The sequence below is a fragment of the Zymobacter sp. IVIA_12111.31 C1 genome (assembly GCF_047495495.1).
Taxonomy (GTDB): domain Bacteria; phylum Pseudomonadota; class Gammaproteobacteria; order Pseudomonadales; family Halomonadaceae; genus Zymobacter.
Genome location: NZ_CP179930.1, coordinates 2,741,365 through 2,762,970, shown reverse-complemented (window position 1 = coordinate 2,762,970; position 21,606 = coordinate 2,741,365). Strand labels below are relative to the sequence as shown.

The window sequence follows — 21,606 nt, the reverse complement described above, 5'->3', positions numbered from 1 at the left end:
AGAGATCATGATTGTGGGGAAATCCATTCAGACTGCCACCGAAGTCATCGCGCATCGGTTGGACAGTGCCTCCTTCGAGGAAAACTTTGCCTGGCTATGCGAGCAGGTGCCGCGTCTGGCGCTGGCGGTAGAAACGCCGCAGCAGCCGGAGTGGCACGGCGAGGGTAGCGTCTACAACCACTTGAAGATGGTTTTTGCCGAAGCACGAGTGCTGGCGGCAACGTTGCCGGATGACGAGCGTCATGTGCTGCTGCTGGCCAGTCTGTTGCACGATGTGGGCAAGACGTGGTGCACGCGCCCGCGCGAAGACGCCAAGACAGGGCGCACACTGATCGTTTCGCCGCGCCATGCCGGCGAAGGGGCGCAGTACCTGCAACTGCTGTGGGACGACACGTCACTGCCCATTGCATGGCGCGACGCTGTGCTGAGCCTGGTTGCGTTCCATCATCATCCCGCGCGATTGGCGGAGTCGTTCAACCCGTGGCTGCTGGCCTATGTCACGCGGCACATTCCGGGCAAGCTGCTGTACCTGCTCGAACTGGCAGATATCCGAGGGCGCATTGCGGCTGATAAGGCGGGCGCACTCGAGCGACTGGAGATGTTCAGACTGTTCTGCGAAGAGCACGAATGCTATGAGCGTCCCTCCGATCTTGATCGTAGGTTGCAGAAGGCCATGGGGAACGACAGTGCGGTTGATACTCAGCTGCTGACACGCCATGCCCTGATTCGTGGCACGTTTCTTGATCCAGCACAGGGTGTGGCCTGTTTTCACGCTCCCACCGCGCAGCGGGTCGTCATGATGTGCGGGCTGGCGGGAAGTGGCAAGAGCACGCAGGCGCGGTCGCTGGCCGAAGCACTGGATGCCGTCATCATCGCTCCCGATGACTTTCGTACGCGTGATGATGTGAAGGCGCGCAGCGATGCGTGGCGACAGGCTATTCAGGCGCTGAAGCAAGCGCTGGGACAAGGCCGCAGCGTCATCTACGACGCCTGCAACGTTCGTCAGGACTACCGCAACAACATTGAGCGAGTGGCGGCGGCTTATAACGTACCGCTGGGCGTAGTGCCGGTCATGACCTCGCCGGGGGATGCCATGCGCCGCAATCGCCAGCGCACAGGGCGAGATCGCGTGCCCGATGAAGTGATTGCGCGCCAGTTCGAGAGCTTCGAACGCCTCGATCTGACCCGCTACGCGTTCTGGAGTGCTGAAGAAGTGGTGGCATCGCTACGCCGCTAGGCATCACGCTTCTAGCATGAACGTCACGGGGCCGTCGTTAACCAGTTCCACCTGCATGTCGGCACCAAATTCGCCTGTTTCGACGCGTGGGCCGAGCGTCCGCGCTTTCTCCACCAGTCGTTCGAAAATCGCCTTGCCGTGCTCGGGGGTGGCGCCCTGCGAAAATCCGGGGCGCAGGCCTCGGCTGGTGTCGGCGACGAGGGTGAACTGCGATACCAGCAGCAGATCGCCGCCGTGGTCGAGTAGGTTGACGTTCATGCGGCCGTTTTCATCGCTGAACACGCGATAGCGCGTCAGGCGGTGCAGCATCTTGTCGATGGTGGTGGCTTCGTCTTCCCTTTCTACCCCGATCAGCACCAGCAAGCCGGCATCAATCTGGGCGATGCGCTGGTCGGCGACGGTAACGCTGGCGCGTGAGACGCGTTGAAGAAGCGCTTTCATAAAGAAGCTCCTGTTAGGTCAATGGACTGTGATGGTGTCGGGCCGCAATCGACACGCTATACTCTCACAGAATGCAAGGGGAAAGCGGGGCGCAGTCTGGCATGCTCCATGCACCCTTTATTGAGCGGATTCGTGTTGCATCAAACATGCCGTTATCGTGCGAGATGTTCCTTTTTCATGATGGCTTACGCCAGATTGAATTATCCGGTGACTGTGCTCATGCTCTGGATATCAGGTGGGGTGCATTGTCGCATTTGGGGATGGTTATCCCCCGTAACAGGAATGTGCTGGCATCATGTCATCCGCGACATGCTCTCGTACGCCGACATGCCCCTTGCCTATCAGCAACATGACTCGTGCCATCGAGGGATCGAGCTGTAACACAACGGAGAGTGTCATCATGACTCAGAACTGGGCTGTAGCCGCGTTCGTGCTGGTAACGGTAGCTCTCTTGCTCTTTATGGTCGGTGCCGCCAGCGTTCTGGGTGGGCGTGCCTGGGGCCATAGCAAGAACACCCCTTTTGAATCCGGTATCGTCAGCACCGGTTCCGCTCGCATCCGTTTCGATGCCAAATTCTATCTGGTCGCGATGCTGTTCGTGATCTTCGATGTCGAAGCCCTCTATCTGTATGGGTGGTCTGTCTCGCTACGCGAGGTAGGCTGGCCTGGGCTTATCGGCGCTGCCTTGTTTATCTTCATTCTGTTGGCCGGTCTCGTCTATGACGTCCGCATGGGCGTGCTCGAATGGGCACCCGCATGGCGGCAGCATCGGCGCAAGCGCCGGGTCGCCACGCGCGATTAGGACGCTCGTCTAGAGGTACTGCCGTGCTGGCGCTGAGCGCTGGTTGACCGAACTCTCACGTATTCGAGGCGTTTTCCATGCCATACAAGCTGACCCGCATCGACCCTGATACTCCGCTCGACGAACGCTATCCCGTTGGCCAGCAGGGCATGGTCGATGATCCGCTGGAGCAGGCGGGACGCAGCATCTTCATGGGCAAGGTCGAGGATGTGCTGAACAATGCCGTCAACTGGGGGCGCAAGCATTCGCTGTGGCCTTACAATTTCGGCCTGTCCTGCTGCTATGTCGAAATGACCACCGCTTTCACCGCTCCCCACGATGTGGCCCGCTTCGGGGCCGAGGTGCTGCGTGCCTCGCCGCGTCAGGCGGACTTCATGGTCATCGCCGGTACCTGCTTCATCAAGATGGCACCGATCATCCAAGAACTGTACGACCAGATGCTGGAGCCGAAGTGGGTGATCTCGATGGGATCGTGCGCCAACTCTGGCGGTATGTACGACATCTATTCGGTAGTGCAAGGGGTCGACAAGTTCCTGCCCGTTGATGTGTACATTCCGGGTTGTCCGCCACGTCCTGAGGCGTTCTTGCAAGGGCTGCAACTGCTGCAGGATTCGGTGCAGGCCGAGCGGCGCCCGCTGTCGTGGGTAGTGGGCGACCAGGGCATTTACAAGGCCGAAATGCCGTCGCAGAAGGAAAAGCGTCGCGATGAGCGCATCAAGGTGACTGAACTGCGCTCGCCCGACGAAGTGTGAGCCCCTCCTGGAACAAGGCTTGGAATCCATGACCGCTGAAAACGTCTTCACCACGTCGCGAGGCCCGGCAATGCCGGAAGGGCTGGATCGGGACCCTATCGTTCAGGCGCTCTACCAGCGCTTCGGCGAGCAACGTCTTCTCTTTCAGAATACGCTGACGGGCATGCCCGTGCTGTGGGTGGCACGCGAACTGCTTGTCGAGGTGATGCAGTTCCTGCGCAGCGGCGAACAGGCGTTCGATATGCTGTACGACCTGCACGCTGTGGACGAGCGGTTGCGCAGCCATCGTCAGGGCCTGCCGGATTCCGACTTCACCATTTTCTATCAGTTGGTGTCGTTCTCACGCGGGCGCGACCTGATGCTGAAGGTCGCACTGTCCGAGCAGGACATGCGCCTGCCGTCGATCACGTCAGTATGGCCGAGCGCTAATTGGTACGAACGTGAAGTGTTCGACATGTTCGGTATCCGATTTGACGGCCATCCTCATCTGACGCGCATCCTGATGCCGCCGAACTGGCAAGGACACCCGCTGCGCAAGGACTACCCGGCGCGCGCGACCGAATTCGACCCCTATACCCTGACGATGGAATCGCAGGACAAAGCGCAGGAAGCATTGCGCTTCGTGCCGGAAGAGTGGGGCATGAAGCGTGGCAATGGCGATCAGGACTTCATGTTCCTCAACTTCGGGCCGAACCACCCGTCCGCGCACGGGGCGTTCCGCATCGTGCTGCAGCTGGACGGTGAAGAGGTCGTCGACTGCGTGCCCGACATCGGCTATCACCACCGTGGTGCCGAGAAGATGGGCGAGCGCCAGTCGTGGCACAGCTACATTCCCTATACCGACCGCATTGATTACACCGGTGGGGTAGTCAACAACCTGCCGTACGTTCTGGCCGTCGAAAAGCTGGCTGGCATCGTAACGACCGATCGCGCTGCGACCATTCGCGTGATGATGACCGAGCTGTTCCGCATCAACAGCCATCTGCTGTTCCTCGGTACCTATCTGCAGGACCTTGGGGCGATGACGCCGGTCTTCCTCACCTTTACCGATCGTCAGAAGGCCTACGAGGTCATCGAAGCTATTACCGGTTTCAGGATGCACCCCGCATGGTTCCGTATCGGTGGGGTGGCACACGATCTGCCAAAAGGCTGGGATCGTCTGATGAACGGCTTCCTCAAATGGATGCCGAAGCGTCTTAATGAGTACCAGCGCGCGATGATGGATAACGCCATCGTACGCGACCGTACCGTGCACGTGGCCGAATACGATTCGACCGAAGCGCTGGAATGGGGCATCACCGGCCCGAACCTGCGTGCGACCGGCTTCGACTTCGATGCCCGCCGCGATCGTCCGTATTCCGGCTATGAGCATTTCGATTTCGAAGTGCCGCTGGGCCATAACGGCGACGTGTTTGACCGTGGGATGGTGCGTATCGAAGAGATGCGCCAGAGCCTGCGCATTATTGAGCAGTGTGTAAAGCATATGCCGGCTGGCGACTTTAAAGCCGACCACCCGCTGACCACGCCGCCACCGCGCGAAAAGATGAAAGAGCATATCGAAACCCTGATCACCCACTTTCTGCAGGTGTCATGGGGGCCGGTGTTGAAGCCCAACGAGTCGTTCCAGATGATCGAAGCGACCAAAGGCCTCAACAGCTACTATCTGACCGCCGATGGCGGCACGACCAGTTATCGCACGCGCATCCGTACACCGAGCTATCCGCACCTTCAGCATATTCCTGTGCTGATGCGGGGTGGTTTCGTGCCCGACCTGATCGCGCACGTGGCCAGTATCGACTTCGTCATGGCTGACGTGGACCGCTAATCATGGAGACATCAATGGAAGCCTCTCGTTCATCGGCCCCTCGTCTGATCTCGTCCGACCGACCGCGTCTGGTGCTGAGCGACGAAGAGCGCGATGCCATCCTCGAAGAGATTTCTCATTACGAGAACCCGCGCGCGGCCTCCATCGAGGCGCTGAAGATCGTACAGAAGCACCGCGGTTGGGTGCCCGATGAAGCGATCCTGCCCATCGCTGAGCTGCTGGGTATTCCCGGCAGTGATGTGGAAGGGGTCGCCACGTTCTACAGCCAGATCTTCCGTCAGCCGGTCGGCCGCCATGTGATCCGGCTGTGCGACAGCATGACCTGTTACATCAACGGCCACGAGACCTTCCTCGATGTGATTAAGCGCGAGCTGGGCATCGTGCCGGGGCAGACCACGCCCGACCGCCGCTTCACACTGATTCCGGTCTGCTGTCTGGGCAACTGCGATAAAGGGCCTGCCTTCATGGTGGACGAGGATACCTACGGTCAGGTCGAGGCTAACGATCTGATGCGCGTGTTGGAGGCTTACGAATGACACAGCGAACACGACCGCTCGCGTCCTTCGGGACGGCCAACCGCTCGCCGCGTGCCCGCGAGACGCATCCGCTGACGTGGCGCCTCAACGATGACGGCGCACCGGTGTGGCTAGAGGAGTATCGCCGCAAGGACGGCTATCAGGCCGCCAAGCGGGCACTGACCGAAATGACGCCTGAAGAGGTCTGCGAAGAGGTCAAGGACGCGGGACTGAAAGGGCGCGGCGGTGCGGGCTTCTCGGCAGGCACCAAGTGGAGCCTGACCGCTAAGGGTGACGGTATTCCGCGCGGCTATTTGCTCTGCAACGCTGATGAAATGGAGCCGAACACCTACAAAGACCGCCTGTTGATGGAGCAGCAGCCTCATCAGCTGCTTGAAGGCATGATCATTGCCGGTTATGCCAACCATTCGTTCCGTGGCTTCGTGTTCCTGCGTGGCGAGTACGTTGATGCAGCACGCAACCTCAAGCGTGCTGTGGCTGAGGCCCGTGAAGCGGGACTGCTCGGTGAAAACATTCTGGGTTCCGGCTTCGATTTCGATATCCACGTGCACACTGGGGCTGGGCGCTATATCTGCGGTGAAGAAACCGCGCTGATCAACTCGCTCGAAGGCAAGCGCGCCAACCCGCGCGCCAAGCCGCCGTTTCCGGGGCAGGCCGGTGCCTGGGGTAAGCCGACGGTCATCAATAACGTCGAAACCCTCAGCAGCGTGGCGTCGATTATTGCCAACGGCGTTGACTGGTATCACGGCCTGTGCCGTCCCGGCTCCGAGGACCACGGCACCAAGATGATGGGCTTCGCGGGCAAGGTGAATCAGCCGGGCGTATGGGAACTGCCGCTGGGCATCACCGTGCGCGAGATTCTGGAAGACTATGCGGGTGGCATGCGCAGTGGCTGCACGCTTAAAGCGTGGCAGCCTGGTGGTGCGGGCACGGGGTTCCTGCTGCCCGAGCATCTGGATGCTCAGATGTGCTCTAACGGTATCGCGAAGGTCGGTACGCGTATGGGGACCGGGCTGGCGCTGGCGGTCGACGACAGCATCAACATGGTGTCGCTGCTGCGCAATATGGAACAGTTCTTCGCTCGTGAGTCCTGCGGCTGGTGCACGCCGTGTCGCGACGGCCTGCCGTGGAGCGTGAAGCTTCTGAAGGCGTTAGAAGCGGGTGACGGGCAGCCGGGCGATATCGAGACGCTGCTGGAACTGACCCGCAAGCTCGGCCCCGGCAAAACCTTCTGCGCGCACGCGCCAGGGGCGATCGAACCGCTGGGGAGTGCCATCAAGTACTTCCGCGAAGAATTCGAAGCCGGCATAGCACAGCCGGAGCATGCTGCGACAGCAGCAGTAGGCGATGCGGGCTGAGGTAGCGCCCCATCATGGTACGCATTCATACGTTCAAGCGGTTCGGCTTCAGGCCGGATCCAGACCGGAAAGATGACGCCTCATGGCCACGATTCATATAGACGGCAAGGACTATGACGTCGACGGGGCAGACAACCTGTTGCAGGCCTGTCTTTCCCTCGGACTCGATGTTCCCTACTTCTGCTGGCATCCGGCGCTGGGCAGTGTCGGCTCTTGCCGCCAATGCGCGGTCAAGGTCTACAAGGACAAGGATGACACCCGCGGCATGCTGGTGATGTCCTGCATGACCGGCATCAAAGACGATGCCTATATCTCCATTGACGATGCCGAAGCGGTTGAATTCCGCGAAAGCGTGGTGGAATGGCTGATGTCCAACCACCCGCACGACTGTCCGGTCTGTGCGGAAGGCGGTCACTGCCATCTGCAGGACATGACAGTGATGACCGGCCACAGCCGCCGTCGCTACCGCTTCACCAAGCGCACCCACGAGAACCAGTACCTCGGGCCGTTCATCGCTCATGAGATGAACCGCTGCATCGCGTGCTATCGCTGTGTCCGCTACTACAAGGACTACGCGGGCGGCACCGATCTGGGCGTCTATGGAGCACACGATAACGTCTACTTCGGGCGTGAAACGGACGGTGTACTGGAGAGCGAGTTCTCTGGCAACCTGACCGAAGTCTGCCCGACAGGTGTGTTCACCGATCAAACTCATACCGATCACTACACGCGCAAATGGGACCTGCAGTTCGCGCCGAGCATCTGTCACGGCTGCGCGGTGGGCTGCAACATCAGTCCCGGAGAGCGCTACGGTGAAGTGCGTCGCATCGAGAACCGCTACAACGGTACGGTAAACCACTATTTCCTCTGCGACCGTGGCCGCTTCGGCTATGGCTACGTCAATCGCGACGATCGTCCGCGTCAGCCGTGGCTGCTGACCGAAGAAGGCCCGAAAAGCCTGTCATTGGATACGGCACTGGATACGGCGGCTGCGCGCTTGCGCCGTGTCAGTCGCGTCATCGGCATCGGTTCGCCGCGCGCCAGCCTTGAAAGCAACCACGCGCTCAAGCTGCTGGTTGGTGAAGAAAATTTCTCGACCGGCATCGCCGCTGACGAGCTGGAACGCTTGCAGCTGATGCTGTCGATTCTTCAGGAAGGCGCGTTGCCCACACCGTCGCTGCGCGATATCGAGCAGTTTGATGCGGTGGTCGTTCTCGGCGAAGACCTGACGCAGACGGCTGCCCGCGTGGCACTGGCCGTACGTCAGGTCGCCAACAACGGCGCGAAGGCGTTTGCAGCCAACCAGAAGATTCCCGGCTGGCATGCCAATGCGGTCAATAACGTTGCTCAGGGTCGCAAGTACCCCGTGTTCCTGGCCTGTGTGAGCGAAACCAAGCTTGATGATGTCGCGCGCGACACGTTCCACGGCACACCGGATGAAATCGCTCGCGTAGGCTTTGCCATTGCGCATGCGCTGGATACCGAAGCTCCGTTGGCCGGTGGCATGGAAGATCATCCGTGGGTCGAGCAGGTGGCCGAAGTACTGCGCCATTCGAAGCGGCCGCTGATCATCGCCGGTGAATCGTTGGCGTCTAGCGCTGTCATCAAGTCTGCCGCCAACCTCGCGCGCGCGCTGAAGCATATCGGCAAAGAGGAAGGCGGTCTCAGCCTGATCTGCCGTGAGGCAAACAGCTTGGGGCTGGCGATGCTGGGCGGCCAGTCGCTCGACTGGGCGCTGAAGGCCCTCACACACCGCGATGCCGATGCCGCCATCGTGCTGGAAAACGATCTCTACCAGCGTGCACCGACGCATCGCGTCGACGAAGCACTGGAGGCAACTGATACGCTGATCGTGCTTGATCATCAGCGTACGGCCACCATGACGCGCGCTGACATTGCCTTCCCCGCGGCAAGCTTTGCCGAAGGCGACGGTACGTTGGTCAATCATGAAGGACGCGCGCAGCGCTTCTTCCAAGTCTACGATCCGCGCTACTACCGTCCTGAAGACATGACGCACGAAGGCTGGCGTTGGTTGCGGGCTTTGCACGCGACGTTGGAAGAGCTGCCCACCGACTGGAACGTGCTGGATGATGCCACCCGTGCCTGCGCACAGGACAATCCGCTGCTTAATGGGATTATCGAGGCCGCTCCAAACGCCGAGTTCCGCATCAAAGGCCTCAAAATATCTCGTCAGCCACACCGTGCCAGTGGTCGTACGTCGATGCGCGCCAATATCGACATCAGCGAACCGCGTCAGCCGCAGGACCTCGATTCCCCGCTGTCCTTCTCGATGGAAGGCTACAATGGCTATCAGATTCCGCGTAGCGAAGTACCGTTCGCTTGGGCACCGGGCTGGAACTCGCCGCAGGCCTGGAACCGTTTTCAGGACGAAGTGGGCGGCCATCTGAAAGCCGGTGATCCGGGTGTTCGCCTGATCAGTGCGCCGACCGACGCGCAGGGCTACTTCACTGACATTCCCAACCCGTTCCAGCTGCGCTATGACCGCTGGCAGGTCGTGCCGCTCTATCACCTGTTCGGCAGCGAGGCCATGACGGCCCGCGCTCGCCCGATTCAGGAGCGGATGCCGAATGCCTATGTCGCGCTCGGCCACGACGATGTTGAAGCGCTGCACCTCGAACCTAGCGCCAAGGTGCAGGTGACGATCGGTCGCCAGCAGTTCAATCTGCCGCTGCGCGTCAGTGAGCACATGCGGCGCGGAGCCGTCGGGTTGCCCATCGGCATCGATGGGCTGTCCATTGATCTGGCAGGCCGCCTGGCCGGACTCGAGCAGGAGGTACAGGCATGATGAGCATGAACTGGGTCACGCCCGAGATGCTGGATGTCGGCACGCGCGTGCTGCAGGCCATTCTGATTCTGCTGGCGGCCGTCATCATCGGCGCGTACATGAGCTTTATCGAACGCCGCGTGTTGGGGCTGTGGCAGGATCGCTACGGTCCCAACCGCGTCGGCCCGTTCGGGTCGCTGCAGTTGGTCGCTGACATGGTGAAGATGTTCTTCAAAGAAGACTGGATTCCGCCCTTTGCCGACCGCCTGCTGTTCCTGCTGGCCCCGATGATCTCAATGGGCACGCTGATCCTGGCCTTCATGATCATTCCCATCACGCCCACACTGGGGGTCGCAGACTTCAGCATCGGGCTGCTGTTCTTTATGGCGATGGCGGGGCTCAGTGTTTATGCGGTGCTGTTTGGCGGTTACGCCAGCGACAACAAGTTCGCTCTGTTGGGGGCGATGCGTGCCTCAGCCCAGACCATTTCCTATGAAGTGTTCCTTGGTCTATCGCTGATGGGCGTTGTGGCGATGAGCGGCTCGTTTGATTTGCGCACTATCGTCGAAGCCCAGCGCGGCATGTGGAACATCGTGCCCCAGTTCTTTGGCTTCGCCACTTTCCTGATCGCGGGTATCGCCGTTATCCACCGTCACCCCTTCGACCAGCCGGAAGCCGAGCAGGAGCTGGCCGACGGTTACCATATCGAATATTCCGGTATGAAGTGGGGGATGTTCTTCGTCGGTGAATACATCGGTATCACCATGATCTCGGCGCTGATCGTGACGCTGTTCTTTGGGGGCTGGCTCGGCCCTTGGCTGCCACCGTTCGTGTGGTTTGCTCTCAAAACCATGTTCTTCATGATGTTCTTCATCCTGCTGCGTGCCTCGCTGCCGCGCCCGCGCTATGACAAGGTGATGAGTTTTGGCTGGAAGATCTGTCTGCCGGTCACACTGATCAACCTGCTGGTCACGGGTGTCGTCGTGCTGTGGAACATGCCGGGTTCGGCGGGCTGAATAGGATGCAAGGGAGGAAAGCAAGATGATCCGATTGCTGAAGGGCATCTGGAGCCAGCTGAGAACGCTGTTCATGGTGTTTATGCACGCGTTCCGTAAGCGCGAAACGCTGCAGTACCCCGAAGAGAAGGTCTATCTGCCGCCGCGCTATCGCGGTCGCATCGTGCTGACCCGTGATCCTGACGGTGAGGAACGCTGCGTGGCCTGCAACCTGTGTGCCGTGGTCTGTCCGGTGGGCTGCATCGCGCTGCAGAAGGGCGAGAAAGAGGACGGTCGCTGGTACGCCGAGTTCTTCCGCATCAACTTCTCGCGCTGCATTTTCTGTGGCCTGTGCGAAGAGGCCTGCCCGACATCGGCTATCCAGCTGACGCCGGATTTCGAGCTGGGCGAGTACCGTCGCGCCGACCTGATCTTTGAGAAGCGCGACCTGCTGATCGCGGGCACCGGTAAGGACCACGAGTACAATTTCTACAAGGTGTCCGGCCTGGCGATCGCCGGGAAGGGAAAAGGGGCGGCAAAGCAGGAAGCACGCCCGATCGATGTCAAATCCCTGCTGCCTTGACGGGTAGCCAGAGCCACGCGAGGTCAAATCGTGGAAGCTGCATTCTACATCTCGGCGATCATCGCCGTACTGGCCACACTTGGGGTGGTCATCAACACCAACCCCGTGCATGCGCTGCTCAATCTGGTGATCTCGCTGATCGCCGTGGCCATGATCTTCTTCGCACTGGGCGCGCCCTTCGCTGGCGCCTTGGAAGTGATCGTCTATGCCGGTGCCATTATGGTGATGTTCGTGTTCGTCATCATGATGCTGAACGTGGGCAAGGACGCCGTGCTGCAGGAGCGGCGCTGGATGTCGCCCAAAGCGTGGCGATTGCCCGGCATCATGTCGGCCGTACTGCTAGTGACGCTGGTCAGCATGCTGGTGTTGCACGGTAATGGTCAGCCGCTCGGTAACGAAATTCAGGGAGCCTCGAAGGTCGGCATGGCGCTGTTCGGTCCGTACCTGATTCTGGTTGAGCTGGCCGCGTTCCTGCTGCTGGCGGCCCTGATCATTGCGTCACACATCGGCCGCCCGGATGCAACCGTTGCCGTCGAGGCCGAAGAGGACACCGACGCACGCGCAGACGAGCAAGGAGAAGCCTCATGACCGCACGTCACGCAGGCATGAACCCGTCACGGGTATCGCAACGGCATGGGGAGGGCGTATGAATAACGCATTGCCTATCGAGCACGGCCTGACGCTGGCCCTGATCCTGTTCGCGATTGGGGCGACCGGGCTGGTGGTCAGACGCAACATGGTGTTCGTGTTGATGTGTCTCGAAATCATGATGAATGCCGCGGCACTGGCCTTCGTGGTGGCCGGTTCCGCCTGGCAGCAACCCGACGGACAGGTGATGTTCATTTTCATCATCACGCTGGCCGCCGCCGAAGCCAGCATCGGCCTCGCGCTGCTGATCCAGCTGCACCGCCGCTGCCGGACCCTTGATATCGACGCCGTAAGTGGGATGAAAGGATGAACCTACTCTATCTCGTGTGTCTGCTACCGCTGCTGGGGTCACTGCTGCTGATGGTGTTCCGGCACATGTCACACCGTGCGGCGACCGTGATCGGCGTTGGCTCTGTCGTGCTGTCGGCGCTGGTGACAGCGGGCATCGACACGGCTTGGCTGATGCAGGACCACCGCGTGGCGTGGTCACAAACCCTGTGGACGTGGATGTCCGATGGCAACTTTCAGGTGCCGATCACGCTGCGGTTGGACGGCCTCTCGCTGACCATGATCAGCGTGGTGACGGGCGTTGGTGCCCTGATCCATCTGTTCGCTTCGTGGTACATGACGGAAGATCAGGAAGCCAACCCGGGTTATCTCTACACCCGCTTCTTTGCCTGCATGAACCTGTTCGTGTTCAGCATGTTGATGCTGGTGCTGGGCGACAACCTGCTGGTGCTGTTCTTCGGCTGGGAAGGCGTCGGGGTGTGCAGTTATCTGCTGATCGGTTACTACTACCGTGACAAGGCCAATACATGGGCGGCCTTCAAGGCGTTCATCATGACCCGCCTCGGCGATATCTTCCTTGCCATTGCGATGTTCCTGATCTGGGCGCACTTCGGCACCCTTAACATGCAGGCCGTGCTGGACAAGGCTCCTGCGGTGCTGGGGCATCACCGGGCGCTGGCCGAGCTGATCGCGTTGCTGATGCTGGGCGGGGCGGTCGGCAAGTCGGCTCAGCTGCCGCTGCAGACGTGGCTGGCTGATGCCATGGCCGGCCCGACGCCGGTATCGGCGTTGATCCATGCGGCGACCATGGTCACGGCAGGGGTCTACCTGATCGCGCGCATGCACGGCATCTACGAGCTGGCCCCGTTCACGCTGCAACTGGTGGGCGTGATCGGTGTGGCTACACTGGTGATGGCCGGGCTATCGGCGCTGGCACAGACCGACATCAAGCGCATTCTGGCCTATTCGACCATGAGCCAGATTGGGTACATGTTCTTGGCGCTGGGGGTTCAGGCGTGGGACGCTGCGATCTTCCACCTGATGGTGCATGCCTTCTTCAAAGCGCTGCTGTTCCTTGCTTCGGGGTCAGTCATCGTGGCCTGTCATCACGAACAGAACATCTACAAGATGGGGGGATTGGCGCGCCAGCTGCGGCTGCCATGGATCAGTTTCCTGCTCGGTGGTTCAGCATTGTCGGCACTGCCCATTTTCACCTCGGGCTTCTATTCCAAGGATGAGATCCTCTGGCTGTCCGTGGCATCGGGTCACACGGTGCTGTGGCTGGCGGGCCTGTTCGGCGCACTTCTCACCTCAATCTATACCTTCCGCCTGATTTTCGTGGTCTTTCACGGTGAGTGCCGTACGCGCGCGCATGCGCCGCATGGCATATCTCATGCATTGCCTTTATGTATATTGGCGATCCTATCGACCGTCGTGGGCGCCATGATCGTTCCTCCGCTGAGCGGCGTGTTGCCGACGCTTGACCCCGAAGTCAGCGTGCGTGGACTGAAAACCGTACTCGAAGTGCTGTCTTCCGTCGTCGCACTGTTCGGGGTACTGCTGGCTGCCATCCTGTTCCTCGGCCAGCGCCGCCTGATCTCCACCATCGTCGAAACGCCATTCGGCAAGCGACTGTGGCGCTGCTTCCACTCAGCCTTCGGGTTCGATCGTCTCTATGACGTGCTGTTCGTCAGAAGCTTCTTGCTGCTAACGCGAGCACAGCAGATCGACTGGATCGATAGAATAAGCAACGGCCTCCAGAAGGCCGCGCTGGCATGGCCGCAACGAGGCCATCAGGCGGACTGGATCGACATGATCTGCGATCTGGTGCCGTCGTTGGTTCGTCTGGGGTATCGAGCGCTGTCTGCAACGCAGAATGGACGTCTGCGGCATTACGCTGCCACGTTCATCGCGGGAGCCACGGTAGTGACAGTACTGTTGATGTTGGGCTAACCACTTGAGGATTCAAACTCTATGCTGCTTCTCTGGCTCATTCTGATCCCGTTCATCGGCGGACTGCTGTGCTGGGCAACCGAGAACCTTGGATCAAAGGTACCGCGTGCGATAGCCCTGCTGACAACGCTCCTTGTGCTACTGGTCTCGCTGATCCTGTTCCTGGATGGGGATTACCAGCTGAAAGCAGTGTCGCTGCATCCCCAGTGGACGCATGAGTGGACGGCACCGTGGATTCCCCGCTTCGACATCACCTTCAGTCTGGCGGTCGATGGGCTGTCGCTTTTGATGATCGCGCTGACCGGCTTTCTTGGCATCTTTGCCGTGCTGTGTTCATGGCGTGAAATCAATCACCGCGTGGGCTTTTTCCACCTTAACTTGATGTGGATTATCGGCGCGGTTTACGGGGTGTTCTTAGCCACTGACCTGTTCCTGTTCTTCGCCTTTTGGGAAGTCATGCTGGTACCGATGTACTTCCTGATCGCACTGTGGGGCCACAGCAACGCCAACAAGACCCGCATCCAGGCTGCTACCAAGTTCTTCATCTACACTCAGGCCAGCGGTCTATTGATGCTGCTGGCGATCCTCGGGCTGGTGTATATGCACTACCAAACCCGCCACGAGCTGACGTTCAACTACATCAAGCTGCTAGATACGCCGATGAGCGACACCGTTGGCATGATTCTGATGCTGGGCTTCTTTGTTGCCTTTGCGGTGAAGCTGCCGATCGTGCCGTTGCACGGCTGGCTGCCGGATGCCCACGGTCAGGCGCCCACGGCGGGGTCAGTCGATCTAGCAGGGATTTTGATTAAAACGGCAGCCTATGGACTGCTGCGCTTCGCGCTGCCGCTGTTTCCTGTGGCTTCCGCTCAGTTCGCGCCGGTCGCAATGGTGCTAGGGCTGATCAGTATCTACTACGGTGCGATCATCGCCTTCTCGCAGACCGATATTAAACGCCTTGTGGCCTGTTCCAGTATCTCGCATATGGGCTTCGTGGTGATCGGTATCTACGCGGGTAGCCACCTTGCGCTGCAAGGGGTCGTGGTGATGATGGTCGCCCACGCCTTTTCGGCGGCAGGGCTGTTTATCGTCTGCGGTCAGCTGTTCGAACGCACCGACACCCGCGATATGCGCAAGATGAACGGCCTGTTCGGTCGCATCGGGGCCATGTCCGGCTTCTCGCTGGTGCTGATCATGGCCTCGTGCGGGGTGCCGGGAACCGGTAACTTCATCGGTGAGTTCATGATCCTGTTCGGCAGCTTCTCGGACGCGCCGTGGATCGTGGCCATTGCCTGCGGTGGGCTGTTGTTCTCGGCGGTGTACTCACTGATCATTATGCAGCGCATCTACTTCGGCAAACCCGCCAGCGACAAGCCGCTCGAAAAGCTCAACTTCCGTGAGAGCGCGATGCTGTCGCTGCTGATCGCATTGTTGATCGCCACGGGTATCTTCCCGCATCTGGTGATGGATATCTCGGCACAGTCGATGACGGAAGTCGCCCACTGGTTCTCCCATACCACTTTGAGTCCGTAAGCGGAGTCGTCATGAACCTGACATCGACACATCTTCTGGCGATATCGCCAATGATCGTTACGGGACTGACCGTGCTGGTGGTCATGCTGGTCACGGCATGGCGGCGCAGCCACACTGTCAGCGCGGCACTGACGGCCATCGGACTGGCGCTGGCGTTTGTGGCAACGCTGTGGGTGGGGTTCGGTAGCGTGCTGCCGCACGGCACGCATTCGCTGTCCGTCACGCCGGTAATGGTGGTCGATCGTTACTCGCTGATCTTCACCGGTATGGTGCTGGTGGGGGGCTTCTTCTGCACCCTGCTGGGCAAGACCTACTTCAACCGCTTCGATGACCATCCCGACGAGTTCTACATGCTGTTGGCTTGCTCGGTAATGGGCGCAATTCTGCTGGTCAGCAGCGTGCACATGGCCGCCATGTTTGTTGGGCTGGAATTGATGTCGGTACCGCTGTATGGCATGGCCGCGTTTGCCTATCGCAACCGCAACTCGCTGGAAGCCGGTATCAAGTACATGGTGCTGTCAGCCCTGGCGACCACGTTCTTACTGTTCGGGATGGCCTTGCTCTACGCCATTAGTGGCTCGCTGCTGTTCAATGAGATCGGCGCGCAGCCTTCGCTGCTCGGCTCCCGCTGGACGACCATCGCTGTCGGCATGATGGTGATCGGACTGGCCTTCAAGCTGTCGGTCATCCCGTTCCACCTGTGGACGCCGGATGTCTATGAAGGCGCGCCTATGCCGGTTACGGCGTTCTTGGCCACGGTGAGCAAGGTTGCAGTATTCGCGGCGCTGCTGCGCTTTATGATCAGCGCGCCCGTTGATCGCGACATCCTTTACAAGGTGCTGAGTGGTCTGGCCATCCTGTCGATGCTGGGCGGTAACCTGCTGGCGCTGCTGCAGAACAACCTCAAACGCATCATGGGCTACTCGTCGATCGCACACCTTGGCTACCTAATGATCGTCGTGGTAGCGCTGGGATGGCACAGCAGCCCTGCCGTTTCGTCGGCCGAAGCCGCGGCGCTGTATCTGGGCATGTATATGCTGACGGCGCTGGGCGCCTTCTCGGTCATGACGCTCGTAACCAGTCCTTATGATGGCAGCGACTACGCCCAGCTGTATCACTACCGTGGGCTGTTCTGGCGCCATCCGTATCAGGCGGCGGGCCTGAGCTTGATGATGATCTCGATGGCGGGTATTCCGCTGACGGCTGGGTTTGTCGGTAAGTTCTACGTCGTTTCTGTCGCGGTGGAAAGCCATCTGTGGTGGCTGGCAATAGTACTGGTGCTGGGCAGCGCGATCGGTCTCTATTACTACCTGCGCGTGATGATTACGCTGTTTCTGCCCGAGCGTACCGAAGAAGAAGGTGTGGGCGCCGAACGGCTCAAGGGTGCCAGCTGTGCGCTGGTTACGGCGTTCGTAGTAACCACCGTTGTCTGGATTCTGGGGCTGTACCCGACCCCGCTGATGAATCTAGTAGGCACGTTCTGATGACATGAGCACTTTTGCTCTGAAGAAGCCTCCATCTTTTGGTGGGGGCTTTTTTCATGAAGGATAGTGAGCATTGGTGTCTTCAGCCCAAGTATGTCAGATGTCCTATCTGCGCTATCCCTTTGCTTGAGCACCTTATTTGGAGCCCCTGAGGTTTGGTGTAGTATGCAGTCTACCGTCTGAACTGAACTGCCGAGAGAAGGGGAAGATTGCATCGTCTCGGCAACTCAAAGGGAAAGCATCTGCGTGAGCAACCTCATCAATAAAGTGCGCGATATCATCGCCCAGAACGACAGCCCTGTTATGGTCATGCCGAACCGGCAGCGAGTACCGCTGTGGGATGTGCTCAATGCCGGCATGTCCGGTGTCATCATGTGCTGGGCGCTGCGTCTGCTGTGGGCCATCGCGGGGATCTGGTGGCACACCTCATGGTCGATCGGCATGCCTTCCGGCCTCAGGGGCTTCATTCATAGCTCTGCCAATGCCGGGCTGATCATCGCCGTCGTGCTGATGGTGTTTGCCTTGTGGGCCGTCATCTTCCGTTCGTCCAGTGCGTGGCGCTGGGCCTATTTCGCCGTCGGTTTCATCCTGTGCTGTCTGATGGCCAAGATTGCGCTGGCCCTGTGTGTAGTGATCGTGATTGCGCGGATACTGCTGTTCGTGCAGCAGCGTAATAGCGTGCCCCGCGTTGATGGCTGATTGATCGCCCTAGTGTCATGAAAACACCGCCTCTGTCCGTGTGATCGGCAGGGGCGGTGTCTTTTTATGGCGTCATGGCTGGAAAGGGCCGCTGTCATTGCTTTATAGAACATCCTCTCTTCATCGCGAGTGGGGCTGAGGCGTAAGCGATATGAGCATTTTCCCTGCCGGATGGCGCTGTATCTGGGGTTGAACGGGCGCTTTCTCACGTTTTTTAAGGCTCATACCAAGATAGAGGCTCAATCTGTCGAGTGCTGGCGGGGGCGCTGTTGGGCGTCGACGGTGCTGATGGATGAAGCCTCAGAAGGGCTCGTGATGTATGGCTGCTTGGTGCGAATGAAAAATGTGTTGTTTGGTTATGCAGCGATCGCATAAAAGCCTTGCGCCAAGTGTGGTAACGTCTGGAGTATCCCCATCCGCTTTCCATTCAAGAACAACCAGGTTACGGATCATCTTATGAAGACCTTAGAGTCACTTGCCGTCCATGCCAGCGATACGCCCGATGAGCTAGGTGCTGTCGTTCCGCCGCTCTACACCTCCACCACTTTCTGCCAGGCTGCCCCCGGCGAGCCTGGCCCGTACGAATATGCGCGTATGGCTAACCCGACTCGTGCGATGCTGGAAAAGACGGTAGCGACGTTGGAAAACGGTGCGCACGGCTTTGCTTTTGCCACCGGTCTTGCTGCCTGTTCGACGGTGCTGGACCTGCTGGACAAGGACGCCCACCTGATCGCGGTTGATGATCTGTACGGCGGCACGCGCCGCCTGCTGGAGAAGGTCCGTCAGCGTACGACGGGTCTGACCGTTAGCTATATTGATCCAGCGGATCTGGCCGGTATTGAAGCGGCCATCCGGCCCGATACCCGAATGATCTGGGTCGAAACACCGACCAACCCGCTGATGAAGATGGCCGACCTGTCCGCCATCGCCGCTATCGCGAAGCGCCATAAGCTGATCAGCGTCGTGGACAATACCTTTGCGACGCCGTGTCTGCAGCGCCCGATCGAACACGGTTTCGATGTTGTGCTGCACTCTGCCACCAAGTACCTGAATGGCCACTCCGATGTCGTGGCGGGTGTCGTCGTCACCAGCGCAGATGCTCCAGACGTCTCCGAGCGGCTGGCCTTTTTGCAGAACGCCGTCGGTAGCGTGCTCGACCCCTATAGCAGCTTCATGACCGTGCGCGGCATCAAGACACTGGCGATTCGCATGGAGCGTCATAGCGAGAATGCGCTTAAAATCGCCCACTGGCTTGAAGCGCAGCCGGGCATCAAGGCCGTTCACTACCCTGGCTTAGAAAGTCACCCGCAGCATGCGCTGGCCAAGCGCCAGATGCGTGCCTTTGGCGGCATGATCTCCGTCGAGCTGAACGGCGATAACGACTACGTACGCCGCGTTGTTGCGCGCCTGCGCATCTTCACTCTGGCGGAAAGCCTTGGGGGCGTTGAAAGCCTGATCTGTCAGCCCAGCGTGATGACGCACGCGGCTATGTCCCCGGAACAGCAGCGTGAAGTGGGCATCACGCCGCAGTTGCTGCGCCTGTCTGTCGGGATCGAGAACGCTGACGAGCTGATCGCCGATCTGGCACACGCCTTCGCTGAATGACGTTTGTTTCCTCTCGTTGGCGTTGATCTACGCTGACATTTATGTACAGCCGATGTGCGGCCTTGGCTAAAGCCAACCGCGCATCGGCTGCGTATCCTTCCCTCTATCGCATTAGCACTACACTACGGAGAGGCCTTGGAGCGGCCATCCAACCGCGCTCATAAGGGGGAATACATGCGCCACGATCATCTCGATGAAAAGGACAGTCGCGCACTGCCGCGTCCGATGCTGAAGCGTGGAGCAACCATGCTGTCCATCGCTGCGATCATCTTCGCGCATATTCTGTATGTGATCGCGATCACGCCCAATATGCACGCTTACGTCATTCTGATCGAATTCATACCCTTCATCATCTGCGGCGTCGTCGGCATCATTCAGGCATCGAACAACGTCAGTTGATGATGATAGGCGACGGATACCAAACGCCTTCATCGCATCCATTATAAGAAGTGCAGGGATATGAAAAGACCAGTGGCACTGGAGATCAGCAATCTCATTACGCTTTCGCTGTTTTCCATCCCGGCGGGAATAAGCGTGGTTTCAATGCTGTGCATGCCGCTCTTTCTGCCCTCGGTCGGTGCTTGGGTGTGGCTGGGCATCAGCAGCATTTTGGCGGGCCGTCTTACTATCACGCGGTGCAGGCCGCACGCTTTCTATTCATCAGCGTTGATTCCCTTCGGAACTGTGGCGGGCATCATTATTGGCTTCTTCAGCCCAGCTCACGGGATAGGGCAATGTGGCTACCGGTTGTTCTGATGAGCACACATGCCCGTCATGGGTAGCGCGATGCGCGAGTGCAGAACTGATTACCTACAAAGAGGGATGAGTATATGAGCCATCCATGTGGCCACGCAGGGGTACACGATATGACGATGCAGCACACTCACCGTACAACCGTAACAGCGACCAATGCTCGTCCGCTGAAATACCGTAAAGGCATCAGCCTACTGCTGGGCATTGTAGGGGCCGGGGTTCTCGGCAGCGTTGTCGCGGCGCTATTGCAGCTGTTGATCCAGATCAAGGGTATCGAAACGGCGTTTCTGGCCAGCGTGCCGTGCTTCCCGATTCTGCTGATCTGTTTCGACCGTCATCGCATGGCGGCGCGCCGTCGTTTCTCCTTTGCGCTTGGTATCGCACTGGGGCTAGCGGGCGGCTTCTGGTGTGGCGCTCATGCGGTGCAGTACTTCACGGGTACCGTCTAATAACGCGGCGATGATGTTCTCGCGGCAATCAATGCAATCAAAAGGGAAGGCGTTGTACGGGCCTTCCCTTTTTCAATGCGGTATGGGGTGTGAGGATCAGGCGTCGCCGTTTAGCTGTGCCAGCAGCGCAGGAAGTTCGCGGACATGGTTCAGCCGATAGACCCCTTCGGGGCACTCGTGGTGCTGATTGTGCACGTCGATCCAAGCCGCCTTCATGCCCGCACCGTGTGCGGCGAGGGCATCGTGCGCCCACGAGTCGCCGACATGGATAGCGTCTTCGGGACGAATGTCATCGCCCAGCGCGGCCAGTGCCGCGTGGAATACCTTGGGTGAGGGCTTGGACATGCCCAGTTCGCCCGCATTGAAGATGGCGTCGAAATGACGCCCGAGCGGTAGGCGACGCATATCAACATTGCCATTGGTGATGACCGCCAGTGGATAGCGCTTCGACAGCGTTTCGAGCAGTGCTTCGGATTCTTCGTACGGTTCGATCTGATGGCGCAGCGCCAGCATGTAGTGGATGGCACGCTCAGTGAGTTGCGTTGCCAGTGGCTCTTCGATGCCCTGTTCTCGCACGATTTGATGCAGCACGCGACGGCGCACTTCGGTGTGATCGCCACGCACGTCGGGGTGCGCTTCCGAAAAAGCCTGGCGGCGGCGCATGTACTCATCCAGCGGCACGCGCTGTGCATGGTGGATTTGCTCATCCAGCCATTGGTAATGGGCGGGTTCAAGGCGAGCCATGACCGGGGCGTTATCCCACAGCGTATCGTCGATATCGAAGGTAATGGCTTTTATCGTCATTGCACTCACTCGTTCCTTGATAGGTCTGGTGTGTCATAAAAGTGAAGCCTTTGTCGCAAATAATGCTATACCGCAG

The 21,606-nt window shown here is 59.4% G+C and carries 21 protein-coding genes; 19 read left to right on the top strand and 2 right to left on the bottom strand.

Features of this window, described 5'->3' with window-relative positions; translation table 11 throughout:
- Positions 1-7: 7 nt before the first annotated feature.
- On the top strand, positions 8-1,237 hold the full coding sequence (locus tag ACMHYW_RS12295; RefSeq protein ID WP_414500164.1) for an AAA family ATPase: 1,230 nt from the start codon (positions 8-10) through the stop codon (positions 1,235-1,237).
- A 3-nt stretch (positions 1,238-1,240) separates the two neighbouring features.
- On the opposite strand, the gene dtd is transcribed toward ACMHYW_RS12295, so the two are convergent.
- Positions 1,241-1,678: a D-aminoacyl-tRNA deacylase gene (gene dtd / locus ACMHYW_RS12290; protein WP_414500163.1), complete on the bottom strand. Its 438-nt coding sequence runs from the start codon at positions 1,676-1,678 to the stop codon at positions 1,241-1,243.
- Positions 1,679-2,027: 349 nt separating this feature from the next.
- Here dtd and ACMHYW_RS12285 point away from each other — a divergent pair, with 349 nt between their 5' ends.
- The 18 genes from ACMHYW_RS12285 to ACMHYW_RS12200 all read left to right on the top strand — a co-directional run bounded on the left by ACMHYW_RS12285 (position 2,028) and on the right by ACMHYW_RS12200 (position 20,726).
- The gene (locus ACMHYW_RS12285) at positions 2,028-2,480 is read left to right on the top strand and encodes an NADH-quinone oxidoreductase subunit A (protein ID WP_051523833.1); all 453 of its coding nucleotides are present in this window, start codon (positions 2,028-2,030) and stop codon (positions 2,478-2,480) included.
- 77 nt (positions 2,481-2,557) lie between these two features.
- Positions 2,558-3,232 (top strand): NADH-quinone oxidoreductase subunit B, encoded by a 675-nt coding sequence (locus ACMHYW_RS12280; protein ID WP_027705201.1) that lies wholly within the window; start codon positions 2,558-2,560, stop codon positions 3,230-3,232.
- A 70-nt stretch (positions 3,233-3,302) separates the two neighbouring features.
- Positions 3,303-5,057 (top strand): NADH-quinone oxidoreductase subunit C/D, encoded by a 1,755-nt coding sequence (nuoC, locus tag ACMHYW_RS12275; protein ID WP_414501512.1) that lies wholly within the window; start codon positions 3,303-3,305, stop codon positions 5,055-5,057.
- A gap of 2 nt (positions 5,058-5,059) precedes the next feature.
- Complete coding sequence (gene nuoE, locus ACMHYW_RS12270; protein WP_414500162.1) at positions 5,060-5,593, top strand: NADH-quinone oxidoreductase subunit NuoE; 534 nt, start codon at positions 5,060-5,062, stop codon at positions 5,591-5,593.
- Entirely contained in the window at positions 5,590-6,951 is a 1,362-nt protein-coding gene (gene nuoF, locus ACMHYW_RS12265) for an NADH-quinone oxidoreductase subunit NuoF (RefSeq protein ID WP_414500161.1), read from the top strand. Before nuoE ends, nuoF begins: the two co-directional genes overlap by 4 nt.
- 82 nt (positions 6,952-7,033) lie before the next feature.
- Complete coding sequence (gene nuoG, locus ACMHYW_RS12260) at positions 7,034-9,757, top strand: NADH-quinone oxidoreductase subunit NuoG (protein WP_414500160.1); 2,724 nt, start codon at positions 7,034-7,036, stop codon at positions 9,755-9,757.
- Between the two features lie 5 nt (positions 9,758-9,762).
- Positions 9,763-10,752, top strand: coding sequence for an NADH-quinone oxidoreductase subunit NuoH (nuoH, locus tag ACMHYW_RS12255; protein ID WP_027705206.1), 990 nt, complete (start codon positions 9,763-9,765; stop codon positions 10,750-10,752).
- 25 nt (positions 10,753-10,777) lie between these two features.
- Positions 10,778-11,314: an NADH-quinone oxidoreductase subunit NuoI gene (gene nuoI / locus ACMHYW_RS12250; protein WP_414500159.1), complete on the top strand. Its 537-nt coding sequence runs from the start codon at positions 10,778-10,780 to the stop codon at positions 11,312-11,314.
- A gap of 30 nt (positions 11,315-11,344) precedes the next feature.
- A complete protein-coding gene (nuoJ, locus tag ACMHYW_RS12245; RefSeq protein ID WP_414500158.1) occupies positions 11,345-11,902 on the top strand; it encodes an NADH-quinone oxidoreductase subunit J in 558 nt (185 codons plus the stop codon).
- A 58-nt stretch (positions 11,903-11,960) separates the two neighbouring features.
- Positions 11,961-12,272 (top strand): NADH-quinone oxidoreductase subunit NuoK, encoded by a 312-nt coding sequence (nuoK, locus tag ACMHYW_RS12240; protein ID WP_027705208.1) that lies wholly within the window; start codon positions 11,961-11,963, stop codon positions 12,270-12,272.
- The gene (nuoL, locus tag ACMHYW_RS12235; RefSeq protein WP_414500157.1) at positions 12,269-14,203 is read left to right on the top strand and encodes an NADH-quinone oxidoreductase subunit L; all 1,935 of its coding nucleotides are present in this window, start codon (positions 12,269-12,271) and stop codon (positions 14,201-14,203) included. The genes nuoK and nuoL overlap by 4 nt, the downstream gene beginning before the upstream one ends.
- Positions 14,204-14,224: 21 nt before the next feature.
- Complete coding sequence (gene nuoM / locus ACMHYW_RS12230) at positions 14,225-15,736, top strand: NADH-quinone oxidoreductase subunit M (RefSeq protein ID WP_414500156.1); 1,512 nt, start codon at positions 14,225-14,227, stop codon at positions 15,734-15,736.
- Between the two features lie 11 nt (positions 15,737-15,747).
- Positions 15,748-17,220: an NADH-quinone oxidoreductase subunit NuoN gene (gene nuoN / locus ACMHYW_RS12225; RefSeq protein WP_414500155.1), complete on the top strand. Its 1,473-nt coding sequence runs from the start codon at positions 15,748-15,750 to the stop codon at positions 17,218-17,220.
- A 246-nt stretch (positions 17,221-17,466) separates the two neighbouring features.
- Positions 17,467-17,919, top strand: coding sequence for a hypothetical protein (locus ACMHYW_RS12220; RefSeq protein WP_414500154.1), 453 nt, complete (start codon positions 17,467-17,469; stop codon positions 17,917-17,919).
- Positions 17,920-18,375: 456 nt separating this feature from the next.
- Positions 18,376-19,524, top strand: a complete 1,149-nt coding sequence (locus ACMHYW_RS12215; RefSeq protein WP_414500153.1) for a trans-sulfuration enzyme family protein — start codon at positions 18,376-18,378, stop codon at positions 19,522-19,524.
- Positions 19,525-19,698: 174 nt separating this feature from the next.
- Positions 19,699-19,923 carry a hypothetical protein gene (locus ACMHYW_RS12210; protein ID WP_414500152.1) on the top strand — a complete coding sequence of 75 codons (225 nt, stop codon included), beginning with the start codon at positions 19,699-19,701 and terminating at the stop codon, positions 19,921-19,923.
- 60 nt (positions 19,924-19,983) lie between these two features.
- Positions 19,984-20,280: a hypothetical protein gene (locus ACMHYW_RS12205; RefSeq protein ID WP_414500151.1), complete on the top strand. Its 297-nt coding sequence runs from the start codon at positions 19,984-19,986 to the stop codon at positions 20,278-20,280.
- A 110-nt stretch (positions 20,281-20,390) separates the two neighbouring features.
- The gene (locus tag ACMHYW_RS12200) at positions 20,391-20,726 is read left to right on the top strand and encodes a hypothetical protein (protein ID WP_414500150.1); all 336 of its coding nucleotides are present in this window, start codon (positions 20,391-20,393) and stop codon (positions 20,724-20,726) included.
- Between the two features lie 96 nt (positions 20,727-20,822).
- On the opposite strand, the gene ACMHYW_RS12195 is transcribed toward ACMHYW_RS12200, so the two are convergent.
- Positions 20,823-21,530, bottom strand: a complete 708-nt coding sequence (locus ACMHYW_RS12195) for an HAD family hydrolase (protein ID WP_414500149.1) — start codon at positions 21,528-21,530, stop codon at positions 20,823-20,825.
- Positions 21,531-21,606 lie beyond the last annotated feature (76 nt).